At 63.7% G+C, this 19004-nt stretch carries 15 protein-coding genes; 7 read left to right on the top strand and 8 right to left on the bottom strand.

The window, feature by feature from the left end:
- Positions 1 to 10 precede the first annotated feature (10 nt).
- The 3 genes from ACN9M3_RS06375 to ACN9M3_RS06365 are packed head-to-tail and all read left to right on the top strand — an operon-like array spanning position 11 to position 1662.
- Positions 11 to 430: a DUF3597 domain-containing protein gene (locus ACN9M3_RS06375; RefSeq protein ID WP_426168780.1), complete on the top strand. Its 420-nt coding sequence runs from the start codon at positions 11 to 13 to the stop codon at positions 428 to 430.
- Between the two features lie 9 nt (positions 431 to 439).
- A complete protein-coding gene (locus ACN9M3_RS06370; protein WP_426321254.1) occupies positions 440 to 1132 on the top strand; it encodes a hypothetical protein in 693 nt (230 codons plus the stop codon).
- Positions 1129 to 1662, top strand: a complete 534-nt coding sequence (locus tag ACN9M3_RS06365) for a hypothetical protein (protein WP_426168776.1) — start codon at positions 1129 to 1131, stop codon at positions 1660 to 1662. The genes ACN9M3_RS06370 and ACN9M3_RS06365 overlap by 4 nt, the downstream gene beginning before the upstream one ends.
- Here the strand turns inward: ACN9M3_RS06365 and ACN9M3_RS06360 are convergent.
- From ACN9M3_RS06360 to ACN9M3_RS06330, 7 genes are all read right to left on the bottom strand, one after another.
- Positions 1659 to 2774 (bottom strand): succinylglutamate desuccinylase/aspartoacylase family protein, encoded by a 1116-nt coding sequence (locus ACN9M3_RS06360; RefSeq protein ID WP_426321252.1) that lies wholly within the window; start codon positions 2772 to 2774, stop codon positions 1659 to 1661. The two genes, ACN9M3_RS06365 and ACN9M3_RS06360, sit on opposite strands and share 4 nt — an antisense overlap.
- Positions 2775 to 2784: 10 nt before the next feature.
- Complete coding sequence (locus ACN9M3_RS06355) at positions 2785 to 4170, bottom strand: YfcC family protein (RefSeq protein WP_426321250.1); 1386 nt, start codon at positions 4168 to 4170, stop codon at positions 2785 to 2787.
- Positions 4167 to 6212 carry an alpha/beta hydrolase domain-containing protein gene (locus ACN9M3_RS06350; protein ID WP_426321248.1) on the bottom strand — a complete coding sequence of 682 codons (2046 nt, stop codon included), beginning with the start codon at positions 6210 to 6212 and terminating at the stop codon, positions 4167 to 4169. Before ACN9M3_RS06350 ends, ACN9M3_RS06355 begins: the two co-directional genes overlap by 4 nt.
- 43 nt (positions 6213 to 6255) lie before the next feature.
- Positions 6256 to 8937, bottom strand: coding sequence for a DNA topoisomerase III (locus ACN9M3_RS06345; protein WP_426321246.1), 2682 nt, complete (start codon positions 8935 to 8937; stop codon positions 6256 to 6258).
- Positions 8938 to 9084: 147 nt separating this feature from the next.
- The gene (locus ACN9M3_RS06340; protein ID WP_426168762.1) at positions 9085 to 9549 is read right to left on the bottom strand and encodes a DUF494 family protein; all 465 of its coding nucleotides are present in this window, start codon (positions 9547 to 9549) and stop codon (positions 9085 to 9087) included.
- A gap of 49 nt (positions 9550 to 9598) precedes the next feature.
- On the bottom strand, positions 9599 to 10834 hold the full coding sequence (gene dprA, locus ACN9M3_RS06335; RefSeq protein WP_426321244.1) for a DNA-processing protein DprA: 1236 nt from the start codon (positions 10832 to 10834) through the stop codon (positions 9599 to 9601).
- Positions 10835 to 10839: 5 nt separating this feature from the next.
- Positions 10840 to 11937, bottom strand: a complete 1098-nt coding sequence (locus tag ACN9M3_RS06330) for a LysM peptidoglycan-binding domain-containing protein (protein ID WP_426321242.1) — start codon at positions 11935 to 11937, stop codon at positions 10840 to 10842.
- Between the two features lie 175 nt (positions 11938 to 12112).
- Between ACN9M3_RS06330 and def the strand changes: the two genes are divergently transcribed.
- Genes def through ACN9M3_RS06315 form a run of 3 tightly spaced genes read left to right on the top strand, consistent with a single transcriptional unit; the run spans position 12113 to position 14523 of the window.
- A complete protein-coding gene (gene def / locus ACN9M3_RS06325; protein ID WP_426168754.1) occupies positions 12113 to 12652 on the top strand; it encodes a peptide deformylase in 540 nt (179 codons plus the stop codon).
- Between the two features lie 17 nt (positions 12653 to 12669).
- Positions 12670 to 13626, top strand: coding sequence for a methionyl-tRNA formyltransferase (gene fmt / locus ACN9M3_RS06320; protein ID WP_426168751.1), 957 nt, complete (start codon positions 12670 to 12672; stop codon positions 13624 to 13626).
- Positions 13627 to 14523: a LysR family transcriptional regulator gene (locus ACN9M3_RS06315; protein ID WP_426168749.1), complete on the top strand. Its 897-nt coding sequence runs from the start codon at positions 13627 to 13629 to the stop codon at positions 14521 to 14523. It abuts the gene before it with no gap.
- Here the strand turns inward: ACN9M3_RS06315 and ACN9M3_RS06310 are convergent.
- Positions 14505 to 14906 carry a tautomerase family protein gene (locus tag ACN9M3_RS06310; RefSeq protein ID WP_426321239.1) on the bottom strand — a complete coding sequence of 134 codons (402 nt, stop codon included), beginning with the start codon at positions 14904 to 14906 and terminating at the stop codon, positions 14505 to 14507. The genes ACN9M3_RS06315 and ACN9M3_RS06310 overlap by 19 nt on opposite strands.
- A 234-nt stretch (positions 14907 to 15140) precedes the next feature.
- Here ACN9M3_RS06310 and metH point away from each other — a divergent pair, with 234 nt between their 5' ends.
- Entirely contained in the window at positions 15141 to 18908 is a 3768-nt protein-coding gene (gene metH / locus ACN9M3_RS06305; protein WP_426321237.1) for a methionine synthase, read from the top strand.
- The last annotated feature ends 96 nt before the right edge of the window (positions 18909 to 19004 follow it).

Genomic DNA, 19004 nt, shown 5'->3' with positions numbered 1-19004 from the left:
CGAGGCAAACATGGGCATCCTAAGCAAGATTTTCCACAAGATTTTCCCGTCGTCGCATCAAGAGGCCGCCCCATCACCGGCCTCTGGTGCGCCCTCTACTGCGCCGAGCGGGCCCGCGGCAACGCCCGCCCCCATCCCGACCCAGCCTGCCCCAGCGCCGGCCGCTGCGGAACCGGTCGACGTCGAAGCCATCCTCAACGCCAAGGCCGCCCAGGCAGGCCAGCCGCTGAACTGGCGCACGTCGATTGTCGACCTGCTCAAGCTGCTCGACATCGACTCCAGCCTGCAGGCCCGCAAGGAGCTGGCGCAGGAGCTGCACTACACCGGCGACTCCGGCGATTCGGCAGCCATGAACATCTGGCTGCACAAGCAAGTGATGCACAAGCTGGAGGAAAACGGCGGCAAGGTGCCCGCCGACCTGAAGGGGTAGAATGGCCGGATGAATTTCATCCGACGCGCGCTTGCCGGCGCCATACTGGCAACTTGCACCCTGCCGCTGCTGCCCTCGCAGGCGGCGGACCAGACCTACGGCACCCACGGCATGGCTCTGTTCGGCGGGCAGGAGGGGCTATACGCCTCCCACCTGCCGATGTTTCATGCGCCACACGACTACCAGGTGATCCTGCAAGTCCACATTGCCGACCAGGCCACCGATGCTGCACTGCGCAAGCGCCTGGACGGCAAGGATGCGCTGTGGACCATCGACCCGGAGAAGTTCGAGCTGAGCACCCTGGCGCCGGAAGCCAAGGCGCCGCGCAAGGAATTCAAGGCCGACCTGGTGCAGGGCCACTTCGAGCGCGGCGGCAGCGCCCAGTACAAAGGCGCCACGGTAGTGATCGACAAGGTGCTGTTGTTCCGCCAGCTGGACGGCAAGCCGCGCAACGCCGGCATGTCGCGCTACATGCAAGTCGGCAGCGGCGCACAGCGCTTCCTCGTCAAGGAAATCGACGGCCGCCCCGACTTCGACCATATCGTTTCCTACCACGCCGAGCCGGGTGCGCCGACCGCTGCGGTCCAGGTGCGCAAATGGGGCATGAAGGCCGCCGGCAACGACGCCCTGGCCATGGCGCTGAAGGCGAATACAGCAGCCGTCGGCGCTACCATCTATTTCGAAACCGAAGACTTGAAATGAGCGTACCGCAGGCATACGAAGGGCTGTGGCGCCGCAAGGGCATCTGGCGCGCCGACGGCAGCAGCGACCTGGTGACGCCGGTCTGGTGGTTCCAGGCCGCCGACTTCCATATCGACTTGCGCATTCCGGCCGACCGCAAGGCGATGACCGGTTTCGCCGGCACCACGGTGGTTGAGGGCGAACGCTGCGAGTGGCGCCCCGAGATCGCCTACCCCTTTGTGAGCCCCGAGCTGGACGCCGGTTTCATGCGCTTCGATCGTGAAGATGCGCTGCACGAAGCAGGCGTGGACGATAGCTACAAGGAAGACTGGTGGCGCGAAGCCGGCGGGCCGGTATCGTCCAGCCGGATGGTCCTGGACGATGGCCGCATCCAGTACCAGATCGCCTGCGGCGAATTCCTCGCCCGTGCAACGGGCAAGCCGCACAAGGCGGCTGAAATCACCATCTGGCGCCAGACGGCCGGCGGACCGTGGCGCATCATCGCCTCCACCACGGCCGCACGCGAAAACGTGATTGTCGAAACGCCTTAGAGGCTCAGCAGGCTGCCGCTGCGGAACGGCTTGTCGCCTGCGATCTTGGCCACGTTCATGCCGCGGATGATGTAGCGGTGCGACAGGCGCGTGAACAGCACGCCGTCGACCTCCGATTTTAATTGGGTGGTATCGCCGCTGACCGGGTCGATCAGGTCGGCGATCACGTCGCCGGCGCGCACGGCGGCGCCGACTTCCTTCAGGTAGACCAGCATGCCGGCATGCGGCGCATCGAGGCGCTGCGTGCCTTCCAGCGGCGTCGGCGCACAGCCCTGCTGCGGCACCTTGACGTCACCCGCGTCGACCAGCCCGCGCACGTGCAGATAGCCGATGATGGCATCCGCGTCCCGTGCAGCGAGCTCGTAGCTGACTTCCACTTCCCCGCGCAGTTCGACCGTCGCCGCCATGCAGGCCGATGGAATCGGGTAGTCCGGGCCGAAATGCGCGGCCAGGTCCCACCACAGGCGGCTGCAAGCTTCGTCAAACGGCTCGCCGCCGGCGCCGGTGGTGTGCAGCACGGCGCAGGCTCCCATCAGGTTGGCCAGCGGCTGGGCCGCCTCGCACAGTGAGGTGCCCACGTACAGGTGCAGCTCGCCCTCGTTCTCGCAATGCAGGTCGAGCACGATATCGGCGTCGATGGCCATTTCAAACAGCGCTTTCTTGAGCGTGGTGGCATCCGATGTAGGCTGCCACTGCCCGGCCAGTTCGCGCAGGTGGCGGCGGATGGTGCGCACGTTGGCGTCGGCATCACTGCCCAGCTGGCCCTTCAGCCTGACCTTCAGCTGCTCGAAATAATGCGGGTAGCCGCGGTTGAAATTGATGCCGTTGCTGAGGTCAAAGCGCCCGAACGGGCGCTCGTTGATGACTTGCGCCAGCCCGATCGGATTGGCCGCAGGCACCAGGATCACCTCGCCCTTGACCTTGCCGGCCGCCTCGAGCGCTTGCAGGCGCTGGCGCAGCTCGTGCGCCACCAGCATGGCCGGCACTTCGTCAGCGTGCAGCGCTGCCTGGATATAGGCCTTGGGGCCGCCCGCCTTGCCGAAGTGGTAGCTGGTCAGTTCGTAATACACCGTGCCATAGGGCGCGGAGAGCGGATGCTTGATGGTTTCCATGTCTGCCATCCTACCAGTTCATGAGGCAAGGCGGCACCAGCAAGGCCAGCGCCAGGACGAGGTAAATCAGCTGCAGCGGCACCATCCAGCGCGCCCAGGTCAGCCACGGAATGCGCGCCAGCGCCAGCACGCCGACCGTGATGCCCGAGGTCGGGATCATCGGCGTGGTGAACTCGCCGAACTGGAAGGCCAGGATGGCGGTCTGGCGCGACACGCCGACCAGGTCGGCCAGCGGCGCCATGATCGGCATGGTCAGCGCAGCCTGGCCGCTGCCGGAATGGATGAAGAAGTTGATGACCGACTGGATCAGGAACATCTTCTGCGCCGAGAACACTGGCGAGGACGATGCGACCAGCGGCATCAGTCCGTGCAGCATGGTGTCGATGATGTGCGCATCGCGTGCCAGCACCATGGTGCCGCGGGCCAATGCGATGACCAGGCCGGTGCCGACCAGGTCTTTCGCGCCCTGCACGAAGGCTGCCACCGCCTCGTCGGAATCGAGGCGGCCGATCAGGGCCACCACGATGGTCATGGCCAGGAACAGCGCACCGATCTCCTCGATGAACCAGCCGAATTTGACCACGCCGAACACCATGCCGCCCAGCGAGGCGGCAAAGATCCACAACACCAGGCGATGACGCGCCGTCATGCCTTCGAAGCCGCCGAAGTCGACCACGCCTTCGGCGCGCTTTTCGATGTCGAGCAGGTAGGTCGGGCTCTTTTCGGGATGGCGCTTGATGCGCGCTGCGTACCACATCAGGAAGACAATCGTGACGGCCGTGGCAATGAACCACACGATCACGCGATAGCCGATGCCGGAGAACAGCGGTACGCCGGCAATGCCCTGCGCGATGCCGACATTGAACGGGTTCAGGAAAGCCGCGCAGAAGCCGACCTGCGAACCGAGGAAGGGAATCGATACGCCGGTGATGGTGTCATAGCCGAGCGCCAGCGCCAGCGGGACGAAGATCAGGATGAAGGGAATCGCTTCCTCGTTCATGCCGAATGTGGCGCCGCCGATCGAAAACAGCGTCACGAACACCGGGATCAGGGCCGCGCGCACCAGGCTCGAACGCGAATGCGCCTTGGCGATGGACTTGATCATGGCATCGATCGCTTGCGTCTTGTGCAGCACGTTGAAGGCGCCGCCAGTCAGCATGACAAAGCCGATGATCAGCCCCGCCTCCGCGAAGCCCTTGATTGGCGCCATGAGCAGGGCGGCCAGGCCCTGCGGCTTGCTTTCGATGTAACGGAAAGTGTCCGGGTCGACCAGCTGCTTGCCGTTGACCAGGTGCGTTTCGTACTTGCCTCCCGGGACCAGCCAGGTCGCCAGCGCGATCAGCGCCAGGATCATGAACAGCAGGACGAAAGTATTTGGGAGCTTGAGCTTCTTCATTGATTGGGATACAGGTAATTGCAGCTTGGGTCGGCCGGGTCGCGCGCCAGGATGCGGTCGTACAGGCCGGCGCGCTCGGCGACCGTGCGTTCCACGTCTTCCTGCAGCAGCAGGCGCGCGGCGACCTGGCGTGCGGCGGCGGCGCGGGTGGCGGCGATGAAGGCGTCGCGATTGGGGTAGCGTGCCTGCAGGCTTGGACGCGGATCGCTGGCGGCCTTGCGTTCGGCTTCGGTGCGGGCGAACGGGGCGAAGCTGCCGTCGTAGCGCGAGGTGGCCCAGGCAAAGCCTGTCTCGGGCGCGCGCAGGTTCCAACCGGTGTGGGTGCCGAGCGGCGCCTGCAGCTCCACCAGGCGCACGCCGCCGCGGTCGTTGCCGTCGGCGTCCGGCGCCGGGACGCGGGTTTCAAAGGCCATCTTCTGCGCCGGCGGCACCAGGTCGGCAATGCCCTGCGACAGGAAGCGCGCGCCGTGGTCCAGGCGCGGCTCGCGCAGGCTCTGCTCCGGCGGTGTCAGGCCTGGGACGGCGGGAAAAGCCTTGCGGTAGGCCTCTACGGAGACCAGCGTGCCGTCTTCCAGGCGCGGATAGGCGCTCGCTGGCGGCGCCGTGCCTTTGCTGGCCCAGCCGTCCAGCGCCAGCATCAGGGCGCGCAAGGACAGGTAGTAGTTGGTGGTCGAGACGCAGGCGGTGAACGGTGCGCGGGTGCGCGAGCGGCCGACATAGTGCTGGGCGCCCATCAGGCCGTACACGCGCACATTGGCGGCCGGTGCGGCATCGCCCACGCCATCCGGAGCGGTGGTCAGCAGCGAAGCGCCGCGGTTCCAGAATTCCGCCGAGGTGTTGGCAATCAGGAGCTTCGGCACGCGGCCGTGCTTGTCCTTCGCGTGATCCAGCGTGGACGCCACGCGTCCGGTCACCGGATCGCGCGTCGGCGTGCTGGTGAACGGGAAGGAGTCGGTCGGGTAGTCATGCTCTTCCAGCATCGACGGGTGGCGCGTCACCTGCACGAAGCGGCTGTTGAAACCGCCCGACCCGCCGGCGCCCGGCACTTCCAGCAAGGCGCCATCGAATACCATGCGGCCCTGCTCATCGAGGTTCAGCCCGTCGTGCAGCATGCGCCCGATCAGGCGCGCCGACTGGCTGTAGCCGAACATCAGCACGGTCTTGGGCAAGGAGCCGCCTTCCACCTGGTTGTCGCGGAAGTAGGCCAGCAGGTCGCGGATGCCGGCCAGCCCGGCACCGGTCACTTTCGGATCTTTTGCCTCGTAGCGCACTTCGTAGATGGTGCCGGGCTGGAAGCCGCCTTGCAACTTGATGCGGCCCGGGCCGCCCGGCTGCTCCGGCTCCACGAATTCCCACCGGTTGCGGTCGATCGGGCGGCGGATGTCGCCCTGGCGCGTACGCTCGGTCAGCACGGCTTCCGGATCGTTCGGCGTGGCAGGCTCGTAGCCGATGCCGCGCAGGCCCGCGTAGCTTGCCACCTCGGCCGGGGCATCGACGATGAATTCACTGGCCGTCATGCCGCGCGGGCCTTTTACCACGGACGCCTTGAAGATCAAGGGCTTCACCCCGGCGGGCGACGGCGCCACGTCCCAGGTCCAGGCAGAGAAAAGCATGCTGAAGCCGTGCCGCATCATGAAGCCGTCGCCGGCATCTTCCGCCGTCGTTGGATCGTTGTTCTTCGGCGCCTTGCCATTGAGCTGGCCCAGCACGACGATATTGCCGCGGTTGTTGACGTCATACACCAGCGTGCCGGTCTTGCCGCTCACGGGGCGCAGCAGGACGAACTCGCTGGAGAAACGCACCATGCCGCGCTTGTCGCGCGGGGCGCGTTTCAGGTCGACGATGGGCAGGTTGGCCGTGGCCTTGGGATTCAGCGAGAAGTAAGCGATGCCGCGCAGCTTTTCATACTCGCCGTGTTCGCCGAACTTGACGCCCGGCGCGAACGGCACGCGTTCGGTGATCTCGATGCGCTCGACGGCGGCCTGCGACGCGCCGGCTACAAGCATGGTGGCAGCAATCGCCGCCCAGCGGGATTTCTTCATGGTGTCGAACAAAGTAAAACGGAACCGCGCGGGTCCCGTTGGTTTATTCCGCTGCTGCGGTTTTCTTGGCGGCTGCCTTTTTCGCTGCCGGCTTTTTGGCTGCAGCTTTTTTCGCTGGGGCCTTTTTCGCGGCCGCTTTCTTGGCGGCTGGCTTGGCGGCCGGATTGGCTGCGGATTCCGCCTCGGCCGCACCCTCCGCGCCGTCAGCCTTCGCTGCCGACTTCTTGGCCGCAGCACCCGGCTTGGCCTTGCGCTCTTCGAACTCGAAGCTGATCTTGCCGTCCTTGCCGCGCACCAGGAAGGCCTTGAACGGCCGGCGGGTGCGCTGCGAGATAAAGCCCGGCAGCAGGTCGGTCTTGCCTTCGTTGAGCAGCTTGGCCATCTGCTCCGGGAGGATCTCCTGTTGCAGGATGATGCGGCTGGAACGGAAGTCGCAAGTCTTCGGCTTGGCTACCTGGTTTTCGCAGGTATAGGCCAGGCCCATTTCGTACACGCCGCCGGCGCATTTCGGGCAAGGGCCGAGCGGGGTCTGGCCGGTGAAATCGACGCCTTCGCCGTCCTCGCCTTCCTCGTCGTTCTGGCCGAAGTCGAACTCCAGCTTGAAGTTCTTGATCTCTTCATCGCGTACGATGCGCAGGATCGCCGCAAACGGACGGCCCATCTTGGAGCGGAAGCCTTGCAGCGGGCCGATGGTGCGGTCGCGCAGCAGCTGTTCCACTTCCTCGATCTCGAACTGGCGGCCGCCGGGCACCTTGGTCATCGAGAATTCGCACTTGGTGCAGGCGAAGCGGCGGTAGTTCTCCTTGACCACGCCACTGCAGTTCGGGCACGGCGTCTTCAGCGTCGCATAGTCGCCCGGGATCGTGTCGTCGGTGTACTCCTTGGCGCGCTTGACGATGATCTGGGTCATCTGGGCGATTTCGCGCATGAATTCTTCACGCGAGATCTTGCCCTTCTCCATCTGCGACAGCTTGTATTCCCACTCGCCGGTCAGTTCCGGCGCGGTCAGTTCGCTCACGCCCAGGCCGCGCAGCAGCGTCATCAGCTGGAACGCCTTGGCGGTCGGCATCAGTTCGCGGCCTTCGCGCAGCAGGTATTTCTCGCCCAGCAGGCCTTCGATGATGGCCGCGCGGGTCGCCGGCGTGCCCAGGCCTTTGCCGGCCATGGCATCGCGCAGCTCGTCGGAGTCGACCAGCTTGCCCGCCCCTTCCATTGCCGACAACAGCGTCGCCTCGGTATAGCGTGCGGGTGGCTTGGTCACCAGGCCGTTTGGCGTGACTTTCTCGGTCAGGACTTTCTCGCCCTTGGCCACCGGCACCAGGTTGCCGCTGCTGCCTTCCTTGTCGTCGTCGCCGGCTGCGTCCTTGCCGTAGATCGCCAGCCAGCCCGGGTTGGTCATCACCTTGCCTTCGGTCTTGAACTGGTGGCCGGCCACTTCGGTGAAGCGGGTGGTGACCAGGAATTCCGCGGCCGGGAAGAACACCGCCATGAAGCGGCGGGTCACCAGGTCGTACAGCTTCTGCTCCGGCTCCGACAGGCCCTTCGGCTGGATGCCGGTCGGGATGATCGCGAAGTGGTCGCTGATCTTGGTGTTGTCGAAGATGCGCTTGTTCGGCTTGACCCAGCCCTTGTCCAGGATCTGCTTGGCGAACTGGTTGTAGTTGTGGTTGTCCTTCAGGACTTCCAGCGTGTCCTTGACGGTCGGCAGGTAATCTTCCGGCAGGTGGCGCGAATCGGTACGCGGGTAGGTGAGCACCTTGTGCTTCTCGTACAGCGCCTGCGCCAGGCCCAGGGTATTCTTGGCCGAGAAGCCGAAGCGCGAGTTGGCTTCGCGCTGCAGCGAGGTCAGGTCGAACAGGCCCGGCGACATCGAGGTGGTCGGCTTGGACTCCTCGCTGACGTTGCCCTGCTTGCCCTTGCAAGCCAGCGCGATCGAATCGGCGGCCGCCTTGCTCCACAGGCGCTCGGCCTTCTTTTCCGGATCGTTCTCGTCCTTCTTGAAGCTGGTGTCCAGCCAGCGGCCTTCATAAATGCCGGCGGCGCACACGAACTCGGCGCGCACTTCCCAGTAGTCGCGAGAGACGAAATTCTTGATCTTCTCTTCGCGCTCGACCACGATCGACAGGGTCGGCGTCTGCACGCGGCCCACGGTGGTCAGGTAGAAGCCGCCCTCTTTCGAGTTGAAGGCGGTCATGGCGCGGGTGCCGTTGATGCCGATCAGCCAGTCCGCTTCCGAGCGGCAGCGCGCGGCGTCGGCCAGCGGCAGCATCTCGTCGTCGCTGCGCAGGTGCGTGAAGCCGTCGCGGATCGCGGTCGGCGTCATCGACTGCAGCCACAGGCGCTTGACCGGCTGCTTGGCTTTCGCATTCTGCGCGATCAGGCGGAAGATCAGTTCACCTTCGCGGCCCGCGTCGCATGCGTTGATCAGGGTGGTGACGTCCTTGCGCTTGATCAGCTTGTTCAGCACCTTGAGCCGCGATTCGGTCTTGGCGATCGGGTTCAGCGCAAAGTACGGCGGGATCATCGGCAAATGGGTGAAGGTCCATTTGCCGCGCTTGACGTCGTGCTCTTCTGGCACGGCGATTTCCAGCAGGTGACCCACCGCGGAAGACAGCACGTAGTCGTCGGATTCGAAATACTCATCGTGCTTGCTGAAGCCGCCAAGGGCTTTCGCGATGTCGTTCGCGACAGAAGGTTTCTCAGCGATGATGAGGGCTTTACTCATATTTATAGTTCTCGTCGGTGTATGCGGCAGCGCGCATAATACAACATTCGCAAGTAAGCGCTGGCTTGCGGCTTCGTATGAAAGCCACAATGCTGCAAATATTATTACGGAAACGGCCGGCGTTGGGCAACGCCGGCAAGAGTGCGCTTAGTGCAACAGGCGTGGCGCCTGGTCTTCTTCGGCGCCAAACAGGTCGTCGAACATCAGGGCGTCCGGCTCCTTGCCCTGGCTCCACAGCAGCATCAGCACGATAATCTTCAGCTTGCCCAGCGACACCGGTGCCTCGTCCAGCGCCAGGGCGCGCTCGATGACGATTTCACGTTGCAGCGGGGACAGCAGGCCGGCGCTCTCCAGGAACTGGATAAAGCCGACGGCGGGGGTGCCCAGTACGTCCAGCTCCTGGCGCACGTAGAAGCGCGTGCCAGAAGAAGCGGCCGTCAGCGACTGCTCGACGCCAGCCATGGCGGCGAGGTCATTCAGCCAGACCAGCGCCTCGGAAATCTCTACGTCGTCGAAACCGACTGCGGAGAGTTTCTTTGCCAATGCTGCGGGTTCAGGGCAGGCATCAGGGCGGTAATAGGTCTCGTACAGGTAAACCAGGATGTCAAACATGGCGCTACTTTAGCAGCATCTGTGAGCCGGGCACAAGCATAACGGCAGTTCAGAAGCCTTTCAGGCGCTGGAAAGCGCCGCCCGGCAGCCTTTCCACCACACCTGCAAGCTCCAGTGCAAGCAAGCTTGCCTGCATGTCACTTGGCGGAAGTTGCAACCTTGTTGCAAGCTCATCGGCGCCAATCGGATCATGGCCGAGGGCTGCCAGCAGCCAGCCTGCGGCCTGGTCCATCTGCGGCACCGGCTCGCCCGGCGCCTGCAAGCCCAGGTCTTCCAGCAGTTGCTCCGGCGTGGCGACCAGGCGCGCGCCCTCTCTAATTAAGGCATGGCAGCCGACCGACTGCGGCGAGAGCACGGAACCTGGCAGCACGAAGACTTCACGCCCGGCATTCACGGCCGCGTGCGCGGTGATCAGGGAACCGGAGCGTGCGGCCGCTTCGATCACCAGCGTGGCGCGGGTCATGCCGGCAATGATGCGGTTGCGGATCGGGAAGTGCTCGGCCCGCGCCTGCGTGCCGAGCGCGAATTCGCTGACCAGGCAACCCTCCTCGGCAATCCGGCGCGCCAGGTCGGCATTGCGGCGCGGGTAGATGCGGTCGATGCCGGTGCCGATCACGGCCACGGTACTGCCCGGTCCTTCCAGGCCGCCTTCATGCGCGGCGGCGTCGATGCCGAGCGCCAGGCCGGAGATCACGGGCATGTCCGCCTGGCTCAGGGCCCGCGCAAACTGGCGCGCGTTCGACTTGCCTTGCATGGTGGCGTTGCGAGCACCCACTACCGCCACAGCCTCGCGCTGGAGCAGGGCCAGGTCGCCCTTGGCATACAGCAGCAGCGGCGGATCGGCGATGTGCTGCAAGGCCGGCGGGTATTCCGGGTCGCCCAGCAAGACCAGGTGATTGCCGGCCTGCGCGGCCCATTCCAGCGAGGCATGCGCCAGCGCGTGTATCCGCTCCGGCATGGGACCGGCAAGGCAGCGTGCGGCCGCCAGCGAGATCTCGTCTTCGGCAGCACCGGCAGCGGCGCGCTCGCGCCCCGGCCGCACGATGTCGGCACCGGCTTGCTTCAGCATGTGCAATGGCAGCGGCGCAGCGTCATCCTGTGCGGGAAGCGCAGCGAGACGGGCATTGGCGGCGGTGAAAACTGCCTGGGGAGAGTGGTAATGCTGGAGCAGCTTGAAGGCTCCGTGGCGGCCGACGCCCGGCGTATTCGCCAGGCGCAGCCACATCGCCAGGCGCTCGAAGTCCTGGCGGGCGGGGGTAGGGGCATCCGTGACTTGCACGGCCATGGAAATTACTCCGCTGTCTTGGCGATATCCCCCACTACGACAGGTTCAGTCACCTGCATGATCAAGCCATACGAAATGTGCTTGAACACACGGAAGATAAACAAGCTGCCCACTCGTTCATCCGGCAGCTTGACCGTCGGTTTGCGCAGATTCAGCGGGCCTTTCGACGCGCCCGGATCGGCCACCACTTCACCCTTATGGTAAAGCTGCAGCACAGATCCGATATCGAGTCCGTCAAGCTTTCCGCGATTAATGCTGACAACCTGGTTCTGGCCGGCGTGCGTAACGCCGCCATACACGGCCAGCACATTGGCATTGACTTCGACTTCCGGCGGATGCGGAACGTAGTTCTGCATCGGCATCGGCGGCATTGCCATCAGCAAGTCGCCCTTGCCCATTTCCTCCTTGGCGCTGGCGACGATGAAGGTATGCACGTCGCTGCCTGCTTCAGCCGGGGCTTCCAGCTTCAGGGTGCCGAGGTAGAACGCTTCCAGGGCGATGGTCTTCTTGGTGACCGGGTCTTTCAGCGGCTTACCCGGACGGAACACCTGGAACGAGGTGTTGCCCTTCAGGTCGCCGCGGACATAGGCTTTGTCGTCCTTGCCGATGAAGACGCGGGCGCCGCGCGTCGCAATGATGCGCGGGGCATTCTTGAGTTCATCTTCTTCGATGATCAGCGGTTGGCTGAGGAAGGGCTCGATCGCGCCGGACGGGATCGACTGGACGGCGTCCTTGCCCAGGCCTTCGGTCCGCAGTTGCGGGCCGAGGCGCATATCGCCCGTGGTGCCATCGCCGCCAACCTTGTTGCCAAGGCGCAGGCGGCCGGCCTCTCGGTCGAACCAGACGATCTGCCCTGGATAAATCCAGTGCGGATTGGCGATTTCTTCTTTGTTCATGCCCCAAACCTGCGGCCAGCACCAAGGCTTGTCGAGGAAGGTTCCGGAGATATCCCACAGGGTATCTCCCTTGACGACGGTATGGCTATCCGGTGCGTTCGGCTTGAATTCACAGACGATGGTCTTGGCGTGGGCCGAAACGGCCGTCACACCGCAAAACAGGGCTGCGGCCAACAGGCGGCGGCTGCTTGTGCTAAAATTTTTCATTGATATATCCGTTAGGTGCGGCAATGACGGAAGGCCACAAAGGCTTGCCTCACTGAAATCAAATTCTGCCCATATTACCCTGATCAAGCAAGGAATTCGTGTCACTGAAGCAATCGTGCACGCATAATATGCGCCGTTTACCGCACAATCATTGTTGTTTAAATAAGATTCTCTCGTGAAACTGAATATTCTCCGCTATCCGGACCCTCGCCTGCACAAAGTTGCAAAACCCGTTGCCGTGTTCGACGAGCGCCTGGCAAAACTGGTGGAAGACATGGCGGAAACCATGTACGACGCACCGGGCATCGGCCTGGCCGCTACCCAGGTGGACGTGCATGAGCAAGTTGTCATCATTGACGTTACCGAAGACAAAACCGGCCTGACCGCCTTCATCAACCCGGAAATCCTGTGGTCGAGCGAGGAAAAACAGGTGTACGACGAAGGCTGCCTGTCCGTGCCAGGCATCTATGACGGCGTCGAGCGCCCGTCGGCAGTCAAGGTGCGCGCCTACAACGTCAAGGGCGAGCCGTTCGAGATCGACGCCGACGGCCTGCTGGCTGTCTGCATCCAGCACGAGATGGACCACTTGAAAGGCAAGGTATTCGTTGAATACCTGTCTCCCTTGAAACGCAATCGTATCAAGACCAAACTGCAAAAAGAAGAACGTGGCATGCAGCGCGAAGAAGCGTTGCGCGCTTCGGGTCGCCGTTACTGATACCTGCGGGGGGAAGCATGAAAGTGATCTTCGCGGGCACGCCTGAATTTGCGGCCGTTGCCCTCCAGGCCCTGCACGAAGCAGGTTTCGAGATTCCCCTGGTACTGACCCAGCCCGACCGCCCGGCTGGCCGCGGCATGCAGCTGCAGCCTTCGGCGGTCAAGCAATATGCCGTCAAGCACGGCATCGAAGTGCTGCAGCCGCTCTCATTGCGCATGGACGCCAAGGATCCGCAGCGCGCAGCGGAAGCCAAGGCCGCCCACGAGCGCCTGCTGGCCACCGACTACGACGTGATGGTGGTCGCCGCCTACGGCCTGATCCTGCCGCGCTCCACCCTCGACATCAAGCCTTGCCTGAACATCCACGGCTCCCTGCTGCCGCGCTGGCGCGGCGCCGCCCCGATCCACCGCGCGATCGAGTCCGGCGATGCGGAAACCGGCGTCACCATCATGGAAATGGAAGAAGGCCTGGACACCGGCCCGATGCTGCTGATCGAGCGCACCCCGATCACGCCGCAGGACACCACCGCCACCCTGCACGACAAGCTGGCCGCCATGGGCGCCCAGATGATGGTCAAGGTACTGCACAAGATGGAAAAAGGCGTGGTGGAAGCCGTGCCGCAGCCCGAGCAAGGCGTCACCTACGCCAACAAGATCCTGAAGGAAGAAGCGGCGCTGGACTTTACCCAGCCTGCGCGCGAAATCAGCCGCAAGATCCGCGCTTTCAATCCATTCCCCGGCGCCCACGGCGAAGTGAATGGCACGGTGATCAAGCTGTGGGGCGCTGAAGTGCTGGACGAAGGCAGCAGCGCCGCGCCCGGCCAGGTGATTGCCGCCGACGCGCAGCACGGCATCATCGTCGCCTGCGGCGAAGGCGCGCTGCGCCTGACGCAGCTGCAAAAACCGGGCGGCAAGCGCCTGCCGGCCGCCGAATTCATCAAAGGCTTCCCGCTCGACGGGCAGCGCTTCCAGTAAATGGACCAACTCGCGGCGCTGCGTGCGCTCCGCCGCGTTGTTGAACTGGGCAGCTTCACGGCTGCCGCCGACGCCCTCGGCATTTCCCACACCATCGTTTCGCGCCAGGTGCGCCAGCTCGAGGAACACCTCGGCGCCCAGCTCCTGAACCGCACCACGCGCCGCTTCGCCCTGACCGATGCCGGCCGCGATTACTACGAATCCACGCGCGAAGTGCTCGACCTGCTGGATGACGCCGACCGCAACGTCGGCCGCCACCAGGCCGAACCCACCGGCGTCCTGCGCATCAATGCGCCGATGGCTTTCGGCACCATCGAGGTGGCGCAATGGCTGCCCGGCTTCATGGCGAAGCATCCCGGCGTGCAGGTCGACCTGGTATGCAATGACCGCATGGTCGATTTGATCGAGGATGGTTTCGACGTCGCATTGCGGCTGGCGCGCGACTTGCCCGATTCGACGCTGGTCGCACGCCGCCTCGCCACCAGCAAGGTCGTGCTTGTCGCCAGCCCCGGCTACCTGGGCGCGCACGGCGCACCTGCCGTCCCGGACGATCTCGCGCAACACAACTGCCTCGTCTACACGGCGGCGACGCGCGCCAGTGAATGGACGCTGGTCGGCCCGGATGGCGCGGAGCATGCTGTCGCTGTGCGCGGATCGCTGCAGGCCAACACCAACGTCGCCCTGAAAGCGGCAGCAGCGGCCGGCCTTGGCATTGCCAACGCCGCCGCCTTCATCGTTCGCGAAGAGCTTGAGAACGGCGCACTGGTGGAAGTCCTGCCCGGCTATACACCCAAGCCGCGCGAGCTGTACGCCCTCTACCCGCAGAACCGCCACCTGTCGCCTAAAGTGCGCGCCTTCGTCGATTACGCCGCCAGCATTTACATCAACATCTTCTGAACCGCGCGGAACTGCTGCGTGAGGCCGCCCCAGCCCCAGGCTGCCGGGCGCGCGTCGTCGATGTGGATGTAGCTGACTTCATGCAGTTCGCCGAGCAGCTCCTGCAAGTCCTTGTAGACCGCCGCGATGTAGGCCGACTTCTCGTTGGCGGTATTGGTCTCGTCGGTCACCTTGATGTCGAAGAAGAAGCTGGCCTTCCCCAGCTCCGCCAGCGACTCGCCGCCGACAAACCACTGCTCGCGGGGCGTGTAATGCACGGCGATCGCAGTGAGGGCCGGCGCCTTGTGCAGGATTTCGCCAGTGTGCTTCATCAGGATATTGGTGACTTTCCCGGCTGGCACTTGATCCGGGGTGCCGCTGACGGTGATATTCAGGATAGGCATTTGAAGCTCCTTCAAAGTGGTTGGTTGATGAAGCCATCTTAGGCGGGCCGCTGACGCTTTGGTAGCACTCTGGCAACACATGATTTGTGCTGATTCAGCACAAATGTGAAAGTTGATGCCTTTTCCGAATAAGCAAATACCGAATTTGTCTCGGCGGCAGGGGGCGGTGGCCGAGGGAAAATGCTGCTTTGCCGTATAATTTCAGGTCCACGTTGCCCAATCCGCGATATCAAAATGACTAACACGACCCGTCCAACCTCCAAGACCGAAGCCCAGCTGCGCGAGATCCTCGCGAAGCGCATCATGTTCCTGGATGGCGCGATGGGCACCATCATCCAGCAGTACAAGCTGGACGAAAAAGCATATCGCGGCGAACGCTTCGCCGGCTTCGCCGCGCCCGAAGGGAGCGGCCACCGCGAGCTGTTCGTCAAGGGTAATAACGAGCTGCTGACGCTGACCCAGCCGCACGTCATCCAGGAGATCCATGAGCGCTACCTGGCAGCCGGTGCGGACCTGATCGAGACCAATACCTTCGGCGCCACCTCGATCGCGCAGGACGACTATTTCATGGCCCACCTGGCCTATGAGATGAACGTGGAAGCAGCCCGGCTGGCCAAGGCGGCCACCGCCAAGTACTCCAGCGCCGACAAGCCGCGCTACGTCTGCGGCGCGCTCGGCCCGACCCCGAAGACCGCTTCGATTTCGCCGGACGTGAACGACCCGGCCGCGCGTAACGTCACTTTCGACCAACTGGTCGCCGCCTACTACGAGCAGGTGCGCGGCCTGGTGGACGGCGGCGTCGACGTGCTGCTGGTCGAAACCATCTTCGACACCCTCAACTGCAAGGCAGCGCTGTTCGCGATCGACCAGTACTTCGACGAGCGTCCGGAAATCGAGCGCCTGCCGCTGATGATCTCCGGCACCGTGACCGACGCCTCCGGCCGTATCCTGTCCGGCCAGACCGTCCCGGCCTTCTGGAACTCGGTGCGTCATGCAAAGCCGCTAACCATTGGCCTGAACTGCGCGCTGGGCGCAACCCTGATGCGTCCCTACGCCGAAGAGCTGTCGCAGATCGCCGATACCTTCGTCTGCATCTACCCGAATGCCGGCCTGCCCAACCCGATGAGCGATACCGGCTTCGATGAACTGCCGGAAGATACTTCGCGCCTGCTGCGCGAGTTCGCCGACGCGGGCTTCATCAACGTGGCCGGCGGCTGCTGCGGCACCACGCCAGACCACATTGCAGCCGTCGCCAAGCTGCTGTCGACCGCCACCCCGCGCAAGCTGCCGCACGTGCCGGTGGCCCAGCGCCTGTCCGGCCTGGAGCCGTTCACCATCGACGACGACTCCCTGTTCGTCAACGTCGGCGAGCGCACCAACGTGACCGGCTCGAAAGCTTTCGCGCGCATGATCCTGAACGAGCAGTACGACGAGGCATTGTCGGTGGCCCGCCAGCAGGTGGAAAACGGCGCCCAGGTCATCGACATCAACATGGACGAGGCGATGCTGGATTCCCAGGCCGCCATGACCCGCTTCCTGAACCTGATCGCCTCCGAACCGGATATCTCGCGCGTGCCGATCATGATCGACTCCTCCAAGTGGTCGGTGATCGAAGCGGGCCTGAAGTGCGTGCAAGGCAAGGCCGTGGTGAACTCGATCTCCATGAAGGAAGGCGAAGAGGAATTCATCCGCCAGGCAAAGCTGTGCCGCCGCTACGGCGCCGCCGTGATAGTGATGGCCTTCGACGAAACCGGCCAGGCCGACACCTTCGCGCGCAAGATCGAAATTTGCGAACGCGCCTACAAGGTGCTGACCGAGAAAGTCGGCTTCCCGCCGGAAGACATCATCTTTGACCCGAACATCTTCGCCATCGCAACCGGTATCGAAGAACACAACAACTACGCCGTCGACTTCATCGAGGCCACGCGCTGGATCAAGAACAACCTGCCACACGCGAAGATCTCCGGCGGCGTGTCGAATGTGTCGTTCTCCTTCCGCGGCAACGACCCGGCCCGCGAAGCGATCCACACCGTGTTCCTGTACCACGCCATCAAGGCGGGCATGACCATGGGTATCGTCAACGCCGGCATGGTGGGCGTCTACGACGACCTGCCGGCAGAACTGCGCGAACGTGTGGAGGACGTGGTGCTGAACCGCCGCGAAGACGCCACCGAGCGCATGATCGAATTCGCAGCGACGCTGAAAGGCGGCGCCAAGCAGGAAGCTGCCAACCTCGAATGGCGCAACGCGCCGGTCGAGAAGCGCCTGGCGCACGCGCTGGTGCACGGCATCACCCAGTTCATCACCGAAGACACGGAAGAAATGCGCCAGCAGGTATTCGCTTCCGGTGGCCGTCCGATCAATGTGATCGAAGGCCCGCTGATGGATGGCATGAATATCGTCGGTGACCTGTTCGGCCAGGGCAAGATGTTCCTGCCGCAGGTGGTGAAGTCGGCGCGCGTGATGAAGCAGGCCGTGGCCCACCTGATTCCTTACATCGAAGAAGAGAAGAAGGCGGAGGAAGCACGTACCGGCATCGTCGCCAAGCCGAAGGGCAAGATCGTCATCGCAACCGTGAAAGGCGACGTGCACGACATCGGCAAGAACATCGTGTCCGTTGTCCTGCAGTGTAATAACTTTGAGGTGGTGAACATGGGCGTGATGGTGCCGGCCTCCGAGATCCTGGCGCGCGCCAAGCTGGAAAACGCCGACATCATCGGCCTGTCCGGCCTGATCACGCCGTCACTGGAAGAAATGGCGCACGTCGCGAAAGAGATGCAGCGCGACGAGCACTTCCGCATGATGAAGATCCCGCTGCTGATCGGCGGTGCCACCACCAGCCGCGCTCACACTGCGGTGAAGATCGCCCACAACTACGAAGGCCCGGTCGTGTACGTGCCGGATGCTTCGCGTTCCGTGTCGGTGGCGCAGTCGCTTCTGACCGACGAACAGCGCGGCAAGTTCGTGGAAGAACTGGACCACGACTACGCCCGCATCCGCGAACAGCACGCCAACAAGAAGGCGCTGCCTACCGTTTCGCTGGAAGCCGCACGCGCCAACAAGACCAAGCTCGAATTTGCGCCGGTGCGCCCGAAGTTCGTCGGCCGCCGCGTATTCAAGAACGTGGACCTGGCGGCGATCGCCGAATACATCGACTGGGGTCCATTCTTCCAGACCTGGGACTTGGCCGGCCCCTTCCCTGCCATCCTGAGCGATGAAGTGGTCGGCGAGGCCGCATCGAAGGTGTTTGAAGAAGGCAAGGCGCTGCTGAAGAAAATCATCGAAGGCCGCTGGCTGACCGCCAACGGCGTGATCGCGCTCCTGCCGGCAAACACCGTCAATGAAGACGACATCGAAATCTACACCGACGAGTCGCGCTCGGAAGTGGCGTTCACTTACTACGGCCTGCGCCAGCAAGGCCTGAAGCCTGTGATCGATGGCGTGCAGCGCCCGAACCAGTGCCTGTCGGATTTCATCGCACCGAAGGACTCTGGCAAGCAGGATTACATCGGCATGTTCGCTGTTACCGCGGGCCTGGGTATCGAGAAGTACGAGAAACGATTTGAAGATGCGCACGACGATTATTCCTCGATCATGCTGAAGGCCCTGGCTGACCGCCTGGCAGAAGCCTTTGCCGAGTACCTGCACGAGCGCGTGCGTAAAGACCTGTGGGGCTATGCCGCCGATGAAACTCTGAGCAACGAAGAGCTGATCAAGGAAGAATATCGCGGCATCCGCCCAGCGCCGGGCTATCCGGCCTGCCCTGAGCACACTGTGAAGGCCGATGTCTTCCGCGTGCTGAACGCGAACGAGATCGGAATGGAACTGACGGAATCGTTCGCGATGTTCCCAGGCGCCGCCGTATCAGGCTTCTACTTCGCGCACCCACAGTCGAAGTACTTCACCGTTGGGAAGATCAACGAGGACCAAGTGGTGGACATGGCCGCTCGCCGCGGTGTTGCCAAGGACCAGCTGGAACGCTGGCTGGCGCCCAACCTGTAACCGCAACGGAAGAGCCTTTCACCGAGAGGCTCTTCCGTCCTAATGCGTCCTGCGCCGGCAACCTATACCCGGTATAGGAAAAAATCCTCCCCCTGT

Source organism: Pseudoduganella sp. R-43 (assembly GCF_049913255.1).
Taxonomy (GTDB): Bacteria; Pseudomonadota; Gammaproteobacteria; order Burkholderiales; family Burkholderiaceae_D; genus Rugamonas.
Note: the sequence above shows the minus strand (reverse complement) of the source record. Positions and strands in the feature narration are given on the sequence as shown.